Genomic DNA, 18,293 nt, shown 5'->3' with positions numbered 1-18,293 from the left:
CCGGGCTCCCTATTCGATGAAGCAGATTCTTGCGTACTCCCTGCTCGCCGCCTCCTTCCTGGCGGCCGTGCCTCCCGCCCACGCCCAGCTGATGCCGTCGGCCCAGCCCACCCAGGGCAACATGAGCGTCGGCAACGGCTCACTCGACCGCATCGTGGCGGTCGTGGAAGAAGACGTCATCCTGCAGAGCGAGCTCGACGAGGCCATCAACGCCATCGTGCGCCAGTACGCTTCCAACCCCGGCCAGTTGCCGCCGAAGGACGTGCTGGCCCGCCAGGTGCTCGACCGCCTGATCCTCATGCGCCTGCAGGTCCAGCGCGCCAACGACCAGGGCATCCGCGTGTCCGACCAGGACATCGACCAGGCCGCCGGCAATGTGGCCCAGCAGAACAAGATGAGCCTCGACCAGCTGCGCGCCGCGGTGGAACAGGACGGCTTCAGCTACGCGGCGTTTCGCCAGCAGCTGTCCGACCAGATCATCGCCCAGAAGCTGCACGAGAGCGTGGTTCGCGACCAGGTCACCGTCACCGACGCCGAAGTGAACAACCTGCTCGCCAGCCCAACCTACAAGGCCGGCGAAGTCCATCTCGCGCACATCCAGATCAGCACCCCGGCGGGGGGCGGCGCCAACGACATCGCGCAGGCCCAGGCCAAGGCCGAGGAAGCCATCAAGGCCATCAAGGGCGGCATGGATTTCAATGCCGCGGCCATTCGCTTCTCCGACGCGCCCGATGCGCTCGACGGCGGCGACCTCGGCTGGCGCCGCCTCGACGAAGTGCCGCCGGCTTTCGCCGACGCCGTTGCCACCCTCAAGCCCGGCGAGACCACCCCCGCCCTGCGCGGCCCCACCGGTTTCCACATTCTCAAGCTGGTGGACACGCGCCAGCCGGGCCGGCAGATCGTCACCGAGTACCACGCCCGCCAGATCCTCATCAAACCCTCCGAAATCGTCACGCCCGAGCAGGCCGAGAAGAAGGCGCAGGATCTCTACACCCGCATCGTCGACAAGAAAGAAGACTTCGCGAAGCTGGCCAAGGACGAGTCCAAGGACACGACCACGGCCAACAACGGCGGCGACATGGGCTGGTTCGCGAAGGACGCCTGGGGCCAGGCCATCGGCACGCAGATCGACCAGCTGAAGGACAACGAGGTGTCGCACCCCATCCAGACCGACGCCGGCTGGATCGTGCTGCAGCGCCTCGGCACGCGGCAGAGCGATCTCACCGATCAGCTCCAGCGCGACCAGGCTCGTCAGGCCATCGGCAACCGCAAGGCCGACGAAGCCTACGAGAACTACCTCCGCGAACTGCGCTCGACCTCGTTCGTCGATATCCGCGTGCCGGAATTGAAGGACCCGGACGACAAGCAGGCTTCGGCCACGCCGTAAGCCCATGGACGCGACCACCCTGCCAAGGCTCGCCGTCACCGCCGGTGAGCCTGCCGGGGTGGGGCCCGAACTGGTCGCCCGCCTCGCTGCAAGCGATTGCGCCGCCGACCTCGTCGCCATTACCGACAAAGCACTCCTGCGGCGCGCCGCGGCCGCGTGCGGAGTCGTGCTCGACATCGTCGACGACGACGGCAAGCGCATCGCCTCGCGGCCGCCGGGTCGGATCAGGGTCCGCCACGTGCCGCTCGCCGTCACGGAATCCCCGGGCCGCCCCGATCCCCGCAACGCGAGGCACGTCCTCGACATGCTTTCCCTGGCCGCCGACGGCTGTCTGGCCGGCGACTTCGACGGTGTGGTTACCGGCCCCGTCCAGAAATCCAGTATCAACGACGCCGGCATCCCGTTCAGCGGCCACACGGAGTTCTTCGCGGAACGCGCTTCGGCCGAGGTCGTGATGATGCTCGCCGGGCCTCGTCTTCGTGTCACCCTGGCCACCACCCACCTTCCGCTCTCGGCCGTACCTTCCGCCGTGACGCCTGCCCTGCTCGAACGCACGCTTCGCATCGTCCGCACGGCACTGACCTCGCTGTTCGGCATTCCGCAGCCGCGCATCGCGGTGCTGGGACTCAATCCGCACGCCGGCGAAGGCGGGCACATGGGGCACGAAGAGATCGACACCATCGTGCCCGTGCTCGAGCGCCTACGCGCGGAAGGCATGGAACTGCTGGGCCCCCTGCCCGCGGATACCGCCTTCGTTCCCGCCATGCGCGATCGCTACGACGCCGTGCTGGCCATGTATCACGACCAGGCCCTGCCGGTACTGAAGAGCGAAGCCTTCGACAGCACGGTGAACGTGACCCTCGGCCTTCCCTTCATCCGCACCTCGGTGGACCATGGCACCGCGCTGGACCGTGCCGGCACCGGCACGGCGAACCCGGCCAGCCTGTTCTCGGCCACCCATCTGGCCATGGATCTCGCCCGGCAGCGCAGGCAGTCATGAACGCACGTCCCAAGAAAAGCTTCGGTCAGCACTTCCTCCATGAGAAGCGCTACATCGACCGCATCGTCTCGTCCATCTCGCCGAAGGACGGCGACACGCTCGTCGAAATCGGCCCCGGCGAGGGAGCGATGACGATGCCGCTCCTGGCCGTGGCCAGACGCATGACGGCCATCGAACTCGACACCGACCTCATTCCCGGTCTCCAGCAGCGCGCGGCAGCGATCGGCGAGCTGCGGATCGTCCACTCCGATGTCCTGAAGGTCGACTTCAGCGCACTCGCGGCCGAACTGGGGGCCGAGCGCCTGCGCATTGCCGGCAATCTGCCCTACTACATTTCCAGCCCCATCCTGTTCCATTGCGTGGAGCACGCGGCTGCCATCCAGGACATGCACTTCATGCTCCAGAAGGAAGTGGTGGACCGCATGGCGGCCGAGCCTGGCAGCAAGGTCTACGGGCGGCTCAGCGTGATGCTCCAGCTGGCCTGCCGGGTGACCCCGCTCTTCACGGTTCCGCCGGGGGCCTTCCGGCCACCGCCGAAGGTCGACTCCGCGGTGGTGCGGCTGGTGCCCTTGCCCGCGGACCAGCGTCCCGCGGGCGATCCGGCGAAAATTCACGCCGTCGTGAAGGCGGCGTTCGCGATGCGCCGCAAGACGCTCGCGAACACGCTGAAGGGGATGATCGACGAGGCCACGATTCGCGCTGTCGGCATCGACCCCAGGGCGCGGGCGGAAACGCTGGCGCCCACGGACTTCGTGAAGCTTGCGAACGTGATGTAAGCGCGGTTTCGGGGCACACTTGCCCACCCCCTCCCCGTCCCCGACAATCCCTACATGAACTCCAAAACCCCCTACACGATCGACGTGGAGGTCGAAACCCGCTTCGTTCCCGACCAATCGCAACCGACGGACAACCGTTACGTGTTCGCCTACACGATCACGTTGCGCAACGTCGGCCAGACCGGCGCCCAGCTGCTGACACGGCACTGGGTCATCACCGATGCCAACGGCAAGGTCGAGGAAGTTCGCGGCGACGGCGTCGTCGGCGAGCAGCCGTGGATGCGTCCGGGCGATTCGTTCGAATACACCTCCGGTGCCGTGCTGGAAACGGCGGTGGGCACCATGGAAGGCAGCTATCGCATGGTCGCGGACGACGGCACGCACTTCGATGCGCCGATTCCCACATTCGTGCTTTCGATACCGCGCACGCTCCACTAGGATCGGAACATGGACTGCGAGCACGCCGGGAACGGCCACAAGAGTACACCTCCGGAGCACACGGACTGATGGCCGTCTATGCGATCGGCGACGTCCAGGGCTGCTACCCGGAACTCCAGCGCCTGCTGGAAAAGCTCCGCTTCGATCCCTCCGCGGACAAGCTCTGGTTCTGTGGCGACCTGGTGAATCGCGGTGGCGAGTCCCTCGCCACGCTGCGGCTCATCCATTCGCTGCGCGATCAGACGGTCATCACGCTCGGCAATCACGACCTGTCACTCCTCGCGATCGGCCAGCGCCGTGAAGATGCACAGGCGAGGGTGAATGCCGAACTTCGCGAAGTGCTCTTCGCCGACGACGCCCCCGTGCTGCTGGAGTGGCTGCGCATGCAGAAGCTGCTGCATCACGACGAGGAACTTGGCTGGACCATGATCCACGCGGGCCTCGCACCGATGTGGACGCTGCGCCAGGCCCAGCGCGCCGCTCTCGAAGTCGAACGCGAACTCGGCGGTCCTCGCCACCAGCGCCTGCTCAAGAACCTGTTTGGTAACCGTCCGCCGGGCTGGAACAATCGCCTGCAAGGCGTGGAGCGCCATCGCGCCACGATCAACACGCTCACGCGCATGCGCTACTGCGACGTGAACGGGCGCATCGACTTCGAGGGCAAGGGTGTGCCCGGCACGCAAAAGCCTGGCCTCTACCCGTGGTTCGAGGTGCCCGGCGTGCGCCGCCGCGAAACGAAGATCGTCTGCGGCCACTGGTCCGCGCTCGGCCGCTTCGCGGGCCTCGGCGTCTACGCCATCGACACGGGATGCGTGTGGGGTGGCCAACTTACCGCCATGCGTCTCGACTCGCCCGAGCCGGCCTACATCACGGTGGATGCCGAGCCCTACCGGCAGAAGCCCAAGGGCGGCGGCGATTGATACCTATGAAAAACCCGCCTTTCGGCGGGTTTTTCATATCAGCTGAGTTGCCCGTGGCAGTGCTTGTATTTCTTGCCCGAACCGCAGGGGCACGGGTCGTTGCGACCGACCTTCGGTCCGTCGCTGAGCACCGGCACGGCGGGGACCGCAGTGGCGTTGCCGTCGCCCTGCCCGATGGCCTGCGCGTCGGCGTGCTGGAACTGCAGTCGCTGCGCTTCCGCCATGCGCTGCTGCTCCGCTTCCATCGCGAGCACTTCCTCCTCGCTGCGGATGCGGATGCGGGCCAGCATCTGCACCACTTCGCCCTTGATGCGGTCGAGCATTTCGGCGAACAGTTCGAACGACTCGCGCTTGAACTCCTGCTTCGGCTGCTTCTGCGCGTAACCACGCAGATAGATGCCCTGGCGCAGGTAATCCATGCTGGCGAGGTGTTCCTTCCAGGCGTTGTCGACGACCGATAGCATCACGTGCTTTTCGAGCGAACGCATCGTCTCGGCACCGACCTGGGCTTCCTTCTCGGCGAACATGGCGTCGACACCCTCGCGCACGTGCTCGAGGATCGCATCGGCGTCCGCGTCCTGCCGGCCTTCCAGCCAGTGGGCCACGTCCAGGCGAAGGTTCAGCTCGCTCGCCAGTTCGCGGTCGAGACCGGCGATGTCCCACTGGTCGTCGATGCTGTCGGCGGGCACGTACTTGCGCACCAGCGCGGTCACCACGTCCTGGCGGATGTCGACGATCATGTCGGAGATGTCGTCGGTTTCCAGCAGTTCGTCGCGCTGCGCGTAGATCACCTTGCGCTGGTCGTTGGCGACGTCGTCGAACTCCAGGAGGTTCTTGCGGATGTCGAAGTTGTGCTGCTCGACCTTGCGCTGCACCTTCTCGATCTGTCGCGTGATGAGGCGGTCTTCCAGTGCCTCGTCTTCCTTCATGCCGAACATCTGCATCCAGCGGCCGATGCGCTCGCCGCCGAAGATGCGCATGAGGTTGTCCTGCAGCGACAGGTAGAAACGGGACGAACCCGGATCGCCCTGGCGCCCGGAACGGCCGCGCAACTGGTTGTCGATACGGCGGGATTCGTGACGCTCGGTACCGATGATGTGCAGGCCACCAGCGGCCAGCACTTGTTCGTGGCGCTTCTTCCAGTCGTCGCGCACCTTCTGGCGCTCCGCGTCGGACGCGCCTTCCGGAAGAGTGGCCAGGGCTGCTTCGAGGCTGCCGCCCAGCACGATGTCGGTGCCGCGGCCAGCCATGTTCGTCGCGATGGTGACGGCGCCCGGCGCACCGGCCTGGGCGACGATGTGCGCCTCGCGCTCATGCTGCTTCGCGTTCAGCACCTCGTGGGGGATGCCTTCCTTGCGAAGCAGGCCCGAGACCAGTTCGGACACGTCGATCGACGCCGTGCCCACCAGCACGGGCTGGCCGCGCTCGTGGCATGCCTTGATGTCGGCGATGACGGCCTTGTACTTGGCCTCCGGACCGAGGAAGACGGAGTCCGGGTTGTCCACGCGGACCATCGGTTTGTGGGTAGGGATGACGACCACTTCCAGACCGTAGACCGTCTGGAACTCGTAGGCTTCCGTATCGGCCGTACCGGTCATGCCGGCCAGCTTCTTGTACATGCGGAACAGGTTCTGGAAGGTGACCGTGGCGAGCGTCTGGTTCTCGCGCTGGATGGGCACGCCTTCCTTCGCTTCCACCGCCTGGTGCAGGCCATCGGACCAGCGGCGGCCGGCCAGGGTGCGGCCGGTGAACTCGTCGACGATGATGACCTCGCCGTCGCGCACGATGTAGTCGACGTCGCGCTGGTAGATGGCGTTCGCACGCAGGGCCGCGTTCATGTGGTGGACGACGGCCAGGTTCTTGGAATCGTACAGGCCGCTGTCGGGGTCGATGACGCCCGCGTCGCGCAGCAGTTGCTCGGCGTGCTCCATGCCCTCTTCGGACATGTGCACCTGCTTCTGCTTCTCGTCGACGAAGTAGTCGCCGGGGCCGTCTTCCTTTTCCTGCCGGGTGAGGTGCGGCACGACCTTGTTCACCGCGATGTAGAGCTGCGGGGAATCTTCGGCCGGGCCGGAAATGATGAGTGGCGTGCGCGCCTCGTCGATCAGGATGGAATCGACCTCGTCGACGATGGCGTAGTGCAGGCCGCGCTGGTTGCGCTGCTCCTTGCTGAGCGCCATGTTGTCGCGCAGGTAGTCGAAGCCGAATTCGTTGTTCGTGCCGTACGTGATGTCCGCCTGGTAGGCGCTGCGCTTGTCGGCGTGGTCCATGCCTGGGTACACGACACCGACGGTGAGGCCGAGGAAGTTGTACAGCTTGCCCATCTGCGCCGAGTCGCGCCGTGCCAGGTAGTCGTTCACCGTGACCACGTGCACGCCCTTGCCTTCCAGCGCATTCAGGTACACCGGCAGGGTACCCACGAGGGTCTTGCCCTCGCCCGTGCGCATTTCCGCGATGCGGCCGGAATGCAGCACCATGCCGCCGATCAGCTGCACGTCGTAGTGACGCATGCCGAGCACGCGCTTGGCGGCTTCGCGGGTGACCGCGAAAGCCTCCGGCAGCAGCTTGTCGAGCGTCTCGCCGGCGGCGAGGCGCTGGCGGAATTCTTCGGTCTTGCCGCGCAGGGCGTCGTCGGAAAGTTTCTCGACCTCCGGCTCGAGGGCGTTGATGCGCTTGACCGTCTTGGACAGGTCGCGCAGTACACGCTCGTTACGGCTGCCGAAAATACTCGTCAGGGCACGATTGAACATCGATCATCCGGATCTGAAACGAAAAGGTTGCCGAACAGCCGATGGCCGGCCGGCACGAAGGGACGATCATACTACGGGCGTCCCGGGCTTTCCTCGGGGTGGCGGCTTCCGGGCCCGGATTCAAGCCCGGCCGAACCCCGTCAGCGATGGCTCCGGACGTATGCCAGGGGGTTCACCACCCGGTCGTGGTACCAGACCTCGAAATGGACGTGGGAGCCGGTGGAACGACCGGTGGAGCCCGCCTTGGCGATGGCGTCGCCCACCCGGACCCGCTGCCCCGGTCGCGCCAGAATGGCGCTGTTGTGGGCGTAACGGGTCATGTAGCCATTGCCGTGGTCGATTTCGACGACATTGCCATAACCGCTTCGCTGGCCCACGAAGGTGACCATGCCTTCGGCCACGGCCGTCACCGGCGTACCTTTCGGCGCGGCGATGTCGATACCGGTGTGTCGGGCCGCGTGGCCGCTGAACGGGTCGGGACGCCCCCCGAAATAGGACGAGATATAGCCATTGACCGGCATGCCGGTGGGCCGGAGGCTCGACTCGATGCTGCGGTCCATCAACATGTCGCGCAGGGCCTCGAGCTGCGCCTGCTGGGAGTCGAACTGCCCGGCCAGACGGTCGATGCTTTCGCTCAGCGAGGCCGGCAGCGTGTAGGCGGACGAATCCGTGGTCAGCTCGGGGCCGCCCTGGGGGGGCTCCTCGTCGAAGTCGAACTCGCCGTCGTCGAGCTTGCCGACCTGGGTCAGCCGCTCCCCCAGCGCGTTGAGACGAATGGACTGCGCCTGCAACTGGCCCAGCTTCACGGCGAGTGCGTCGAGATCGCGCTGGGCATCGCGCTTGATTTCCGCCACACGTGCGTCCTGGTCGCCGACCTGCTGCTTCAGGTGACCGATATCGCCAAGCGCCGCCGCCTTCGGGCCCGCTACGGTCAGGGCCACCCCCGCGCCGACACCGGCAATACCGAGGAAACCCGCCAGGGCGACCGCCACGACCTTGCAGCGCAGGCGCCGGCAGGTGAGGTCGATCGTTTTCGGCCCTTTCTGGCCGCGAGACACGAGTATGATCTGCATTACGTTCCACATCGAATAGTCAAAGCCGGCCCATGCCACTGCCGCCCAGTCCGTCCCGCCGCTCCACCAACGGATTGAAGTCCGTCGCGGAGTTCGGGCCCGTCGCATCGCTGGCCCAACGGGCTCGCGAACTCGACCGCCTGGACCGCCAGCTGCGCGCGACGCTGCCATCGCCGTTATGCGATCAGGTCCGCTTCGCGGACCTGCGCGACGGCAGGCTCGTCTTCCTTGCGCCCTCGTCGGCCTGGGCCTCGCGGGTGCGCCTTTACCAGGCGCAGATCCTCGAGGCCGCCCGCGCCATTGGCGCGAAGGCCCACTCGGTTGCTGTGAAAGTGGCCCCCCTGCCGCCCGTGGAAGTCATCCCCGACCGGCACAAACCGCTTTCCGCTTCGGCGGCCCGCCACCTGCGGGGCGCCGCTGCGTCACTCTCCGACCCCACGTTGCGGGATCTGTTCCTGTACCTGGCCTCCCAGGCCGAAAATTCAGATTAATCCTATACTTGGAATCGCCTCCGAGTTCCGTAAGCACATACGGACCTGCGAAGGTGGCGAACTTTATAGCACGCATCAAGCGCGTGAACACCGAAAATGTACATAAAGTTCACGGAGCGTGATCCGGTTCACGCGTGTTGCGGAAGCTCCGGCGACAAACGCAAAAAGGCCGCGACAAGTCGCGGCCTTTCGGTTTTTTACGGGGTACGGGGAGGCTTAGACAGCCTGAGCCGGATGGGCGTAGGAGATCGGGGCCTTCGCCGGATCCTTGAAGCTGACCTCTTCCCACGCCGTGGCGTCGGCCATCAGGCTGCGGAGCAGCTTGTTGTTGAGCTCGTGACCCGACTTGTGCGCGGAGTAGGCGCCGATCAGGCTGTGGCCCAGCATGTAGATGTCGCCGATGGCGTCGAGGATCTTGTGCTTGACGAACTCGTTGTCGTAACGGAGGCCGTCTTCGTTCAGCACACGGTAGTCGTCCAGCACCACGGCGTTGTCCATCGACCCGCCGAGGGTGAGGTTACGCTCGCGGAGCATTTCGATGTCGCGCATGAAACCGAAGGTGCGCGCGCGGCTGACTTCCTTGACGAACGACGTGGTCGAGAAGTCCATCTCGGCCTGCGAATTGCGCTTGTTGAACAGCGGGTGGTCGAACTCGACCGAGAAGCCTACCTTGAAGCCGTCGAACGGCTCGAGCTTCGCCCACTTGTCACCGTCCTGGACGATGACGGGCTTCTTGATGCGGATGAAACGCTTCGCGGCGTCCTGTTCCTCGATGCCCGCGGACTGGATGAGGAACACGAACGGACCGGCGCTGCCGTCCATGATCGGCACTTCCGGCGCCGACAGATCCACGTAGGCGTTGTCGATACCCAGACCGGCCATGGCCGAGAGCAGGTGCTCGACCGTGGAGACGCGAACGTCGCCGTTGATCAGCGTGGTGGAAAGACGCGTGTCACCGACGTTCTCCGGACGCGAATGCAGTTCGACGGGCGGATTGAGGTCGGTACGGCGGAATACGATGCCCGTATTCGGCGCCGCGGGACGAAGCGTCATGTACACCTTGTCGCCGGTATGGAGACCGACGCCCGTGGCGCGAATGATGTTCTTGAGCGTGCGCTGCTTGATCATGTTGGGCAGAACCTTGTGGCAGCAGCCTTAAGTGGCGCACATGCTAACACAGTCTTAACCTCGGAATAAACAAACCGGACGGTACAGTCTACCATTGGCTTCACTGTTCCTTCAGCAACTTTCGAGAGCCATTCTCATTTAGCCTGCGACTGATCTTCCGTCCTTTCAATTACTTGCAAGTATTTGATATCACATGCAGGTTTTCCGAAAGACCGCAAAGCACCCGCCGCCCGGACGGGTGGGCGGCGGGTGGCTCCGGGCAGACCGGCTTCATGTCGGACCGCCCTCACGTTTTCCTTAACGTGTCTTGCGTGGGTGCCGGTCAGTCGGCCTGACGGCGCAGGAACGCAGGAATGTCGAGGTAGTCGATGGCCGGCTCGGCGTTCTTCTGCGGCTGTGCCGGCTCCGAACGGACCGTCGGCGCCACGTCGGCGGCGTAATCCACCACCTCGTTGCCGGTGCCCGTACGCAGCACGACGGGGCGCGGACGCTGGCGCATTTCCACGTGCTGCTGCACCGGCTGGCGCACGGGCTGCTTGGCGGCCACGCCGCGGTTGAGGCCCGTGGCCACCACGGTGACGCGAACATCGTCCTGCATTTCCGGGTCGAGCGAGGTGCCGATCACCACCGTCGCGTCTTCCGATGCGAAGTCGTGGATGACCCGGCCGATTTCGTCGAACTCGCGCATGGTGAGGTTCGGCCCGGCGGTGACGTTCACCAGGATGCCGCAGGCACCGGACAGGTTCACGTCCTCGAGCAGCGGGTTGTTGATCGCCGCTTCGGCCGCCGCCTGGGCGCGGTCGTCGCCGCGGGCGGTACCCGAACCCATCATCGCCATGCCCATTTCGCTCATGACGGTGCGGACGTCGGCGAAGTCGACGTTGATGAGGCCCGGGGCCGTGATCAGGTCGGCAATGCCCTGCACCGCGCCCTGCAGGACGTCGTTGGCGGCCTTGAAGGCGTTCAGGAGGGTGACTTCGCGGCCGAGCACCGAGAGCAGTTTCTCGTTGGGCACGGTGATCAGGGAGTCCACGTGCTGGGACAGATCCTCGATACCCTTGAGCGCCACCTGCATGCGACGGCGGCCCTCGAACGGGAACGGCTTGGTCACCACCGCCACGGTGAGGATGCCCTTCTCCTTGGCGAGCTGCGCCACCACCGGTGCGGCGCCCGTGCCGGTGCCACCGCCCATGCCGGCGGTAATGAAGACCATGTCGGCGCCTTCGAGCATTTCCTCGATGCGCTCGCGGTCTTCCAGCGCGGCCTGGCGGCCGACTTCCGGATTCGCGCCGGCACCCAGGCCCTTGGTGACGTTGCCGCCGAGTTGGAGGTGCGTGCGCGAGGCGCAGCTCTTCATGGCCTGCGCGTCGGTGTTGGCGACGACGAACTCCACGCCCTCGATGTTGGAATTCACCATGTGAGCCACGGCGTTACCGCCGCCGCCACCCACGCCGATGACCTTGATGACCGCATTCGGTGCCAGTTTTTCGATCAGTTCAAACATTTCCCGTCCTCCGCAGAACTTTTGTTTTATTGGTTTATGTCCCATGGGCGACTCCTTGTCGGCCATGGGTTGCGGGCCTTCCTCTTGCCCCGGCGCCCCCATTCCATCGGGCACCGGCTATCCGGTAAATCAGAAATTCTTGGTGAACCAGCTTCGGAACTTCTCGACGACGCTGCCGACATGGCCGACGGCGGAGCCGGTGTGACGCGCAGCGCCGCTCGACCGCGATCCGTGCAGCAGCAGGCCGACGCCGGTCGAATGCAATTCGCTCGAAACGACATCGCCCAGCCCGGACACGTGCTGCGGTACGCCGACGCGAACCATCTTGTGGAAGATCTCCTCGGCCAGCTCCAGCGCGCCTTCCATGCGCGACGCACCGCCGGTAAGCACGATGCCCGCGGCGACGAGGCTTTCGTACCCGGAGCGGCGCAGTTCGTCCTGCACCATCTCGAAGATTTCCTCGTAGCGCGCCTGCACCGACTGGGCCAGCGCCTGACGGGCGAGCCGACGAGGTGGACGATCGCCGACACTCGGCACCTGGATGGTTTCTTCCGCATGCGCGAGTTGAGCGAGCGCGCACGCATATTTGATTTTGATCTCTTCCGCGTGAGCGGTCGGTGTGTGCACGCCGTATGCGATGTCGTTCGTCACCTGATCCCCGCCGACGGGCAGCGACTTGGTGTAGCGAATGGCGCCCTGCGTGTAGATGGCGATGTCGGTAGTGCCGGCACCGATGTCGACGAGGCATACGCCGAGTTCGAGCTCGTCTTCGGTGAGCACCGCCTTCGCGCTGGCCACCGCGGCCGGCACCAGTTCGTCGACCGAGAGGCCGCAGCGCTGGATGCACTTGGAGATGTTCTGCACGGCGCTGGCGGCACCCGTCACCAGATGCACGCTGGCCTCGAGGCGCACGCCGCTCATGCCGACCGGATGGCGAATGCCGTCCTGGCCGTCGATGCGATATTCCTGCGATTCCTTGTAAAGCACCTTGCGATCGGCCGGAATGGCGACGGCGCTGGCGGCTTCGAGCACCTGCTCCAGGTCGGCGGCCATCACCTCGCGGTCGCGAATCGCCGCGGTGCCGTGCGAGTTGCGCGTTTCCAGGTGGCTGCCGGAGATCGAGGCGTACACCGAGCGGATGTCGCAACCCGCCATCAGTTCGGCTTCCTCCACGGCGCGCTGGATGGAATGCACGGTGGATTCGATGTCGACCACCGAGCCGCGTTTCATGCCGCGCGACACGTGGGTGCCGATGCCGATGACTTCGATCGGTTCGCCGGGCTCGTACTCGCCGACGATCGCGACCACCTTCGAGGTGCCGATGTCGAGGCCGACGACGAGCTGTTTGTCGTTCTTGTTTCTCATGTTGGCTCAGCTTCCGACCTTGGGTGTGGCCGTGGTTTCCGGTTCCGGCCACCGGATGGCGAATCCGTTGGTGTAACGAAGGTCGGCATAGGCGAAACCGCCATGCCGACCGGCGACGAGTTGCGGGTAGACATCGAGGAAACGCGCGAGACGACGGTCGGCCTGGTCGCGATCGCCGATCACGATCTCGGCGCCGCTGTCGGTGGTGACACTCCAGCTGCCGCGTTCGCTGAGCGACACGCCCACGATGGAGAGCTGCGCCCTGCCCTCGAAGGCCTTGCGGGCCTGCGCATAGAAGCTCACCACCTCGGCCAGGCGCGAGTCCGGTCCGTTCAACCGCGGCAGGTCGCCCATCTGGTCCGCGCCGGGCGCGTCGAACACGAGGCCCTGCCGGCTGATCAGGCGGTTCTCGTTCCAGCGCGCGAAAGGCTGGCGCTCGTAGATGCGCAGGAGCAGCGTGTCGGGCCAGCGCTTGCGCACTTCCACCGACTCCACCCAGGGCAGCGCGCCGAGCGCACGGCGAACGTCTTCGAGGTCGGTCGCGAAGAAGCCCTTGCCGAGATGCGGCATGACGGCGCTGCGGATCTGCTCGGCACTCACGTGCGCGAACTCCGCCTCGACCTTCAGCTGCGTCACGGGCCAGCGGCCCGCGGCGAACCAGCCCTGCATCACGCCGACAACGGGCAGCACCACCAGCGTGATGGCGATACCCCAGGCGACGATCCGCGTGGCGGCGGCTCCCTTCATGCCTTCGCAACCTCCCGCTGCATCGAGGTTTCAAGGATGCGCCAGCACAGGGCCTGGTAATCCAGGCCCGCCGCGGCGGCGGCTTTCGGCACCAGCGAATGCGAGGTCATGCCCGGTGCCGTATTCACTTCCAGCAGCCAGTTCTTGCCGTGCCGGTCGCGCATGATGTCCACACGGCCCCAGCCGAAGCAGTCCAGCGCGTCGAATGCCTGCAGCGCCAGCGCGCGCATCTCGTCCTCGGCATTCGAGACAAGGCCAGGAACGAGGTACTGCGTGTCCTCGGCGATGTATTTCGCGTTGTAGTCGTAGTAGGCGCCGCTGGGCACGATCTTGATCGTCGGCAGCACTTCGCGCCCGAGGATGCCCACCGTGAATTCGCCGCCTTCCCGCGCATCGCCTTCGATCAGCGTTTCCATCAGCAGGTTGCCGGGGTAGCGACGGGCCAGTTCCACGGCCGCATCGAGGTCGGCTTCGTCGAAGACGCGCGTGATGCCCACGCTGGAACCTTCCCAGGCCGGCTTCACGATGAGGGGGAAGCCGATCTCCCGCGCCGCCGCATGCACGTCGGCACCACGCGGCAGAGCCTTGAACTTCGGCGTCGGCAAGCCGAGCGCGATCCACACCTGCTTGGCGCGCACCTTGTCCAGCGACAGCGCGGAGCCGAGCACGCCCGAGCCGGTGTAGGGAATGCCAAGCGATTGCAGTGCGCCCTGAAGCTCGCCGTTCTCGCCGCCGGCACCGTGCAGGATGTTGAACACGCGTGCGAAGTGGCCCGCGCGAACCGCGTCGAGCAGCGCCGGAATGCCGTCGATCGGATGCGCGTCCACGCCGCCGGCGCGCAGCGCCTCGAGCACGCCGCGGCCCGAGTTCAGGGATACCTCGCGTTCGGCCGACTGGCCGCCCATGACGACGGCCACACGCCCGAAATCGGCTGGGTCGGTCACGGTGCGGGGGAAGCGCGTACTGCTCATCACTTATGGGTCCTCAGGTGGCCGGCGCTCGCCAGCTCGATCGCCGCCGCGCCGATATCGCCGGCGCCGAGCAGCAGGATCAGGTCGCCGTCGCGCGCCAGCGCGGGCAGCGTGTCGCGCAGGTCGCGCGGGTGGTCGACGAGTACGGGGTCGGTCTTGCCGCGCGCGCGAATGGCACGCGCGAGCGCCTTGCCGTCGGCACCGGGAATGGGCGCTTCGCCGGCGGGATAGACCTCGGTCAGCACGAGCACGTCCACCTCCGCGAGCACATTCGCGAAGTCGTCCAGGAGGTCGCGCGTGCGGCTGTAGCGATGCGGCTGGAAGGCGACCACGAGGCGGCGGTCGGGCCAGCCGCCGCGGGCGGCGGCGAACACGGCAGCCAGTTCGCGCGGATGATGGCCGTAGTCGTCCACGAGAAGCGCGCTGCCCTGGTCGAGCGCGATCTCCCCGCGGCGATGAAAGCGCCGGCCAACGCCCTCGAAGCGGGCGAGCGCGTGGGCGATGGCTTCGGCATCGACACCGAGCTGCCAGCCCACGGCGGCCGCGGCGAGCGCATTCTGCACGTTGTGACGGCCCGGCAGGTTCAGGGTGACCGGCAGCACGTCGGGCCGCCCCGGGAGGCGAAGGTCGAAGTGCATCTCGAAACCCACCTGGCGCACGTTCGTCGCGGTGACGTCGGCGCCGGGCTGGTCGATGCCGTAGGTGAGCATGCGGCGCGAGGTGTCCTGCGCCAGCTTCGCGGTTTCCTCGTCGTCGATGCACAACACGGCCATGCCGTAGAACGGCAGGCGGTGCAGGAAGTCGCCGAACGCCTTCTTCACCAGGGCGAAGTCGCCGTGGTAGTTCTCCAGGTGGTCGGCGTCGATGTTGGTCACCACCGCGATCACCGGCGAGAGCATCAGGAACGAGCCGTCGGATTCGTCGGCTTCCGCGACCAGGTACTGACCGGTGCCGAGACGCGCATTCGCGCCGGCGGCGTTCAACTGCCCGCCGATCACGAACGTGGGATCGTAATCGGCCTCCGCCAGCACGCTGGCGACGAGGCTCGTGGTGGTCGTCTTGCCGTGCGTGCCGGCGATGGCGATGCCGCGGCGGAAGCGCATCAGCTCGCCCAGCATCTCGGCGCGCGGCACCACCGGAATGCGCGACGCCCGCGCAGCCAGCAGTTCCGGGTTGTCGCCGCGGATGGCACTCGACGTCACGATGACGTCGGCGCCGTCGATGTTCGCGGCTTCGTGACCGATGTGCACATCCACGCCGAGCGCGGCGAGGCGCTCGGTGGTCGGCGACGGCGCGCGATCGGAACCCGACACGTCGTAACCGAGGTTGCAGAGCACCTCGGCGATGCCGCTCATGCCGACGCCGCCCACACCGATGAAATGGACACGGCGGAACGAGGTCATGAAATCTTCGTGGGCGCGCAAACGACCGGGCGTCATGCGGAAACCTCCATGCAATGACGGGCAATCGTTGCTGCAGCGTCGGGCTTGGCCAGCGTGCGGGACGCATTGGCCGCGGAAAGGATCCGCGCGCGGTCGCCCAACATGTCATCGAGCATCTTCGCGAGCAGATCCGCGGAATCATTCTTTGCCAGCAAGGCGTCGGCGACGATGCGCGCGCCGCCGGCATCCACCATGGCGCGCGCATTGGCCGTCTGGTGATCGTCCACCGCATGCGGGAACGGCACCAGAAGCGCCTCGAGACCGGCAGCGCAAAGTTCGGCCACCGTCAGCGCACCTGCACGGCACACGACCACATCGGCCCACTCGTAAGCGCCTGCCATGTCCTCGATGAACGGCACGACGCTCGCGGCCACGCTGGCTTCGGTATACGCGTCGAGGGCCTCCTGCAGGCCACGCTCGCCCGTCTGGTGCACCACCTCGGGCATCGTCGTGCCGGCAGCGGCCATGCGCGACAAGGCGCGGGGCACCGCGAGGTTGAGCGTACGGGCGCCGAGGCTCCCGCCGAGCACGAGGAGGCGCGGCCGGCCGTCGCGCGCAGCGAAACGCTCCGCCGGCGGCGGCAAAGCGGCGATGCGCGCGCGCACCGGATTGCCGACCCACTCCGCATTCGGCAGGACGTTCGGAAAACCGGTGAGTACTTTCTTCGCGAACGAGGCGAGCTTGCGGTTGGTGAAACCCGCCACCGCGTTCTGTTCGTGCACCACGAGCGGGATGCCGGCCATGCGTGCGGCGACGCCCGCTGGGCCGGCCACATAACCGCCCATCGAGAGGACGCAGCGCGGACGCAGGCTGCGCAGCAGCTTGAGCGAGGCGAACAGGGCACGGGCGAGCATCACGGGTGCGAGCAGGCGCGTCTTCATGCCCTTGCCGCGCAGGCCACCCACGGCCACGGTGTGCAGGTCCAGGCCATGCGCGGGAACCACGCGGGTTTCCATGCCGCCTTCGGCACCGAGCCAGGCGACGGGCACGCCGCGCGAGCGCAGCTCGTCGGCCACGGCCAGGCCAGGGAAAATGTGGCCGCCGGTGCCGCCGGCCATGATCAGCACGGGGGCGCTCATGCCATGCCTCCCGCGTGGGCGGCTGAATCGGGCACGGCGTTCGCCGGCAGACGCACGGCCGTCTGGCGCGCATCTTCAGCGCGGTTGATCTCGAACGTGGCGCGCAACAGCACGCCCACCATCGCGCAGGTCATCAGGACCGACGAGCCACCCGAGCTGATCAGCGGGAGAGTGAGCCCCTTCGTCGGCAGCACCCCGAGGTTCACGCCGATCGACACCATCGCCTGGAAGCCGATCATCAAGGAGATGCCATAGGCCACGTAGCCGGAGAAACGGTGCCCGAGTTCCACGCCCTTGAGGCCGAGGTACAGGCCGCGGCCCACGAGCACGACGTAAAGGAAAATCACCAGCACGATGCCCGCCAGTCCCAGCTCTTCGGCCAGCACCGCCAGGATGAAGTCGGTATGCGCTTCCGGCAGGTAGAACAGCTTCTGCACGCTCGATCCGAGACCCACGCCGGTCCATTCGCCACGACCCACGGCGATCAGCGCCTGGGTGAGCTGGAAGCCGTCGTTGAACGGGTCCTTCCATGGGTCGAGGAAGGAGGTGAGACGCTTGATGCGGTAATCCTCCGCGGTGGCCGCGTAGATCAGCGCGGGCACGAGCGGCGTGCCGAGCAACAGAAGGTTGCGCATGCGGGCGCCGGCCAGCCAGACCATGCCCACCGTGGTGGCAACCACCAGGGCGGCCGAACCGAAATCGGGTTGCGCGAGAAGCAGCAGCACGATGAAGCCAGCGACGCCCACGGGTTTCACCACGCCGAACAGTTCGTACTCCACGCCTTCGCGATGGCGCACGAGATAGCTCGCGAGATAGGCCACGAGGATCAGCTTCACCGCCTCTACCGGCTGGAAGCTGGTCACGAGCAGGTTCACCCAGCGCCGCGCACCGTTGATGCGCATGCCGAACACGGGCAGGAACACCATCAGCAGCATGATGATGCCGATCAGCAGCAGCAGGAAGCTGTGCTTTTCCAGCGTCTTCAATTCCGTGCGCATGGCGGCGCCGGCAAGGCACGCGCCCAGCACGAGGAAGACGAGGTGGCGCTTCAGGTAGTAGAACGCGCCCTGGTGCGACCCGTCCGCCACGGCGATCGAGCTGGAGGTGACCATCACCACCCCCAGCGCGGCGAGCGCGAGCGCGGCCACGAGCAACGGGAGGTCGAAGCTCCCCCGCGGGCCCTGACGGCGTTTCGCCTGCTTGTTGCCGATGCCGAACATGC

General features: G+C 66.4%; 16 protein-coding genes. 6 read left to right on the top strand and 10 right to left on the bottom strand.

Features of this window, described 5'->3' with window-relative positions; all coding sequences use genetic code 11:
* The first annotated feature begins 16 nt into the window (after positions 1-16).
* The 5 genes from FHS47_RS18155 (at position 17) to FHS47_RS18135 (ending at position 4,521) form a co-directional block, all read left to right on the top strand.
* On the top strand, positions 17-1,387 hold the full coding sequence (locus tag FHS47_RS18155; RefSeq protein ID WP_167031531.1) for a peptidylprolyl isomerase: 1,371 nt from the start codon (positions 17-19) through the stop codon (positions 1,385-1,387).
* Positions 1,388-1,391: 4 nt separating this feature from the next.
* The gene (gene pdxA, locus FHS47_RS18150) at positions 1,392-2,387 is read left to right on the top strand and encodes a 4-hydroxythreonine-4-phosphate dehydrogenase PdxA (protein WP_167031528.1); all 996 of its coding nucleotides are present in this window, start codon (positions 1,392-1,394) and stop codon (positions 2,385-2,387) included.
* Positions 2,384-3,163 carry a 16S rRNA (adenine(1518)-N(6)/adenine(1519)-N(6))-dimethyltransferase RsmA gene (gene rsmA / locus FHS47_RS18145; protein ID WP_167031525.1) on the top strand — a complete coding sequence of 260 codons (780 nt, stop codon included), beginning with the start codon at positions 2,384-2,386 and terminating at the stop codon, positions 3,161-3,163. Before pdxA ends, rsmA begins: the two co-directional genes overlap by 4 nt.
* A gap of 54 nt (positions 3,164-3,217) precedes the next feature.
* Complete coding sequence (apaG, locus tag FHS47_RS18140; protein ID WP_167031522.1) at positions 3,218-3,601, top strand: Co2+/Mg2+ efflux protein ApaG; 384 nt, start codon at positions 3,218-3,220, stop codon at positions 3,599-3,601.
* Positions 3,602-3,669: 68 nt separating this feature from the next.
* Positions 3,670-4,521, top strand: a complete 852-nt coding sequence (locus tag FHS47_RS18135; RefSeq protein ID WP_167031519.1) for a symmetrical bis(5'-nucleosyl)-tetraphosphatase — start codon at positions 3,670-3,672, stop codon at positions 4,519-4,521.
* A 38-nt stretch (positions 4,522-4,559) separates the two neighbouring features.
* On the opposite strand, the gene secA is transcribed toward FHS47_RS18135, so the two are convergent.
* Together secA and FHS47_RS18125 are read right to left on the bottom strand one after the other, a co-directional pair.
* Positions 4,560-7,271, bottom strand: a complete 2,712-nt coding sequence (secA, locus tag FHS47_RS18130) for a preprotein translocase subunit SecA (protein WP_167031516.1) — start codon at positions 7,269-7,271, stop codon at positions 4,560-4,562.
* A gap of 140 nt (positions 7,272-7,411) precedes the next feature.
* Positions 7,412-8,344 carry a M23 family metallopeptidase gene (locus tag FHS47_RS18125; protein ID WP_167031513.1) on the bottom strand — a complete coding sequence of 311 codons (933 nt, stop codon included), beginning with the start codon at positions 8,342-8,344 and terminating at the stop codon, positions 7,412-7,414.
* A gap of 32 nt (positions 8,345-8,376) precedes the next feature.
* Here FHS47_RS18125 and FHS47_RS18120 point away from each other — a divergent pair, with 32 nt between their 5' ends.
* Complete coding sequence (locus tag FHS47_RS18120) at positions 8,377-8,835, top strand: DUF721 domain-containing protein (RefSeq protein ID WP_167031510.1); 459 nt, start codon at positions 8,377-8,379, stop codon at positions 8,833-8,835.
* Positions 8,836-9,051: 216 nt separating this feature from the next.
* On the opposite strand, the gene lpxC is transcribed toward FHS47_RS18120, so the two are convergent.
* From lpxC to ftsW, 8 genes are all read right to left on the bottom strand, one after another.
* Positions 9,052-9,963: a UDP-3-O-acyl-N-acetylglucosamine deacetylase gene (lpxC, locus tag FHS47_RS18115; protein WP_167031507.1), complete on the bottom strand. Its 912-nt coding sequence runs from the start codon at positions 9,961-9,963 to the stop codon at positions 9,052-9,054.
* Positions 9,964-10,285: 322 nt separating this feature from the next.
* A complete protein-coding gene (ftsZ, locus tag FHS47_RS18110; RefSeq protein ID WP_167031504.1) occupies positions 10,286-11,467 on the bottom strand; it encodes a cell division protein FtsZ in 1,182 nt (393 codons plus the stop codon).
* 129 nt (positions 11,468-11,596) lie between these two features.
* A complete protein-coding gene (gene ftsA, locus FHS47_RS18105) occupies positions 11,597-12,832 on the bottom strand; it encodes a cell division protein FtsA (protein WP_167031501.1) in 1,236 nt (411 codons plus the stop codon).
* A 6-nt stretch (positions 12,833-12,838) separates the two neighbouring features.
* Positions 12,839-13,579, bottom strand: coding sequence for a cell division protein FtsQ/DivIB (locus tag FHS47_RS18100; RefSeq protein ID WP_167031498.1), 741 nt, complete (start codon positions 13,577-13,579; stop codon positions 12,839-12,841).
* Positions 13,576-14,550 (bottom strand): D-alanine--D-alanine ligase, encoded by a 975-nt coding sequence (locus tag FHS47_RS18095; protein ID WP_167031495.1) that lies wholly within the window; start codon positions 14,548-14,550, stop codon positions 13,576-13,578. The genes FHS47_RS18100 and FHS47_RS18095 overlap by 4 nt, the downstream gene beginning before the upstream one ends.
* Positions 14,550-15,989: a UDP-N-acetylmuramate--L-alanine ligase gene (gene murC / locus FHS47_RS18090; RefSeq protein ID WP_167031492.1), complete on the bottom strand. Its 1,440-nt coding sequence runs from the start codon at positions 15,987-15,989 to the stop codon at positions 14,550-14,552. Before murC ends, FHS47_RS18095 begins: the two co-directional genes overlap by 1 nt.
* Positions 15,986-17,071 carry an undecaprenyldiphospho-muramoylpentapeptide beta-N-acetylglucosaminyltransferase gene (gene murG, locus FHS47_RS18085; RefSeq protein ID WP_167031491.1) on the bottom strand — a complete coding sequence of 362 codons (1,086 nt, stop codon included), beginning with the start codon at positions 17,069-17,071 and terminating at the stop codon, positions 15,986-15,988. The genes murC and murG overlap by 4 nt, the downstream gene beginning before the upstream one ends.
* Positions 17,068-18,291: a putative lipid II flippase FtsW gene (gene ftsW / locus FHS47_RS18080; protein ID WP_167031488.1), complete on the bottom strand. Its 1,224-nt coding sequence runs from the start codon at positions 18,289-18,291 to the stop codon at positions 17,068-17,070. Before ftsW ends, murG begins: the two co-directional genes overlap by 4 nt.
* Between the last annotated feature and the right edge of the window lie 2 nt (positions 18,292-18,293).

The sequence above is a fragment of the Luteibacter sp. SG786 genome, assembly GCF_011759605.1.
GTDB lineage: Bacteria > Pseudomonadota > Gammaproteobacteria > Xanthomonadales > Rhodanobacteraceae > Luteibacter.
The sequence above is the reverse complement of the archived record's forward strand: the minus strand, read 5'-3'. Positions and strand labels throughout refer to the sequence as shown.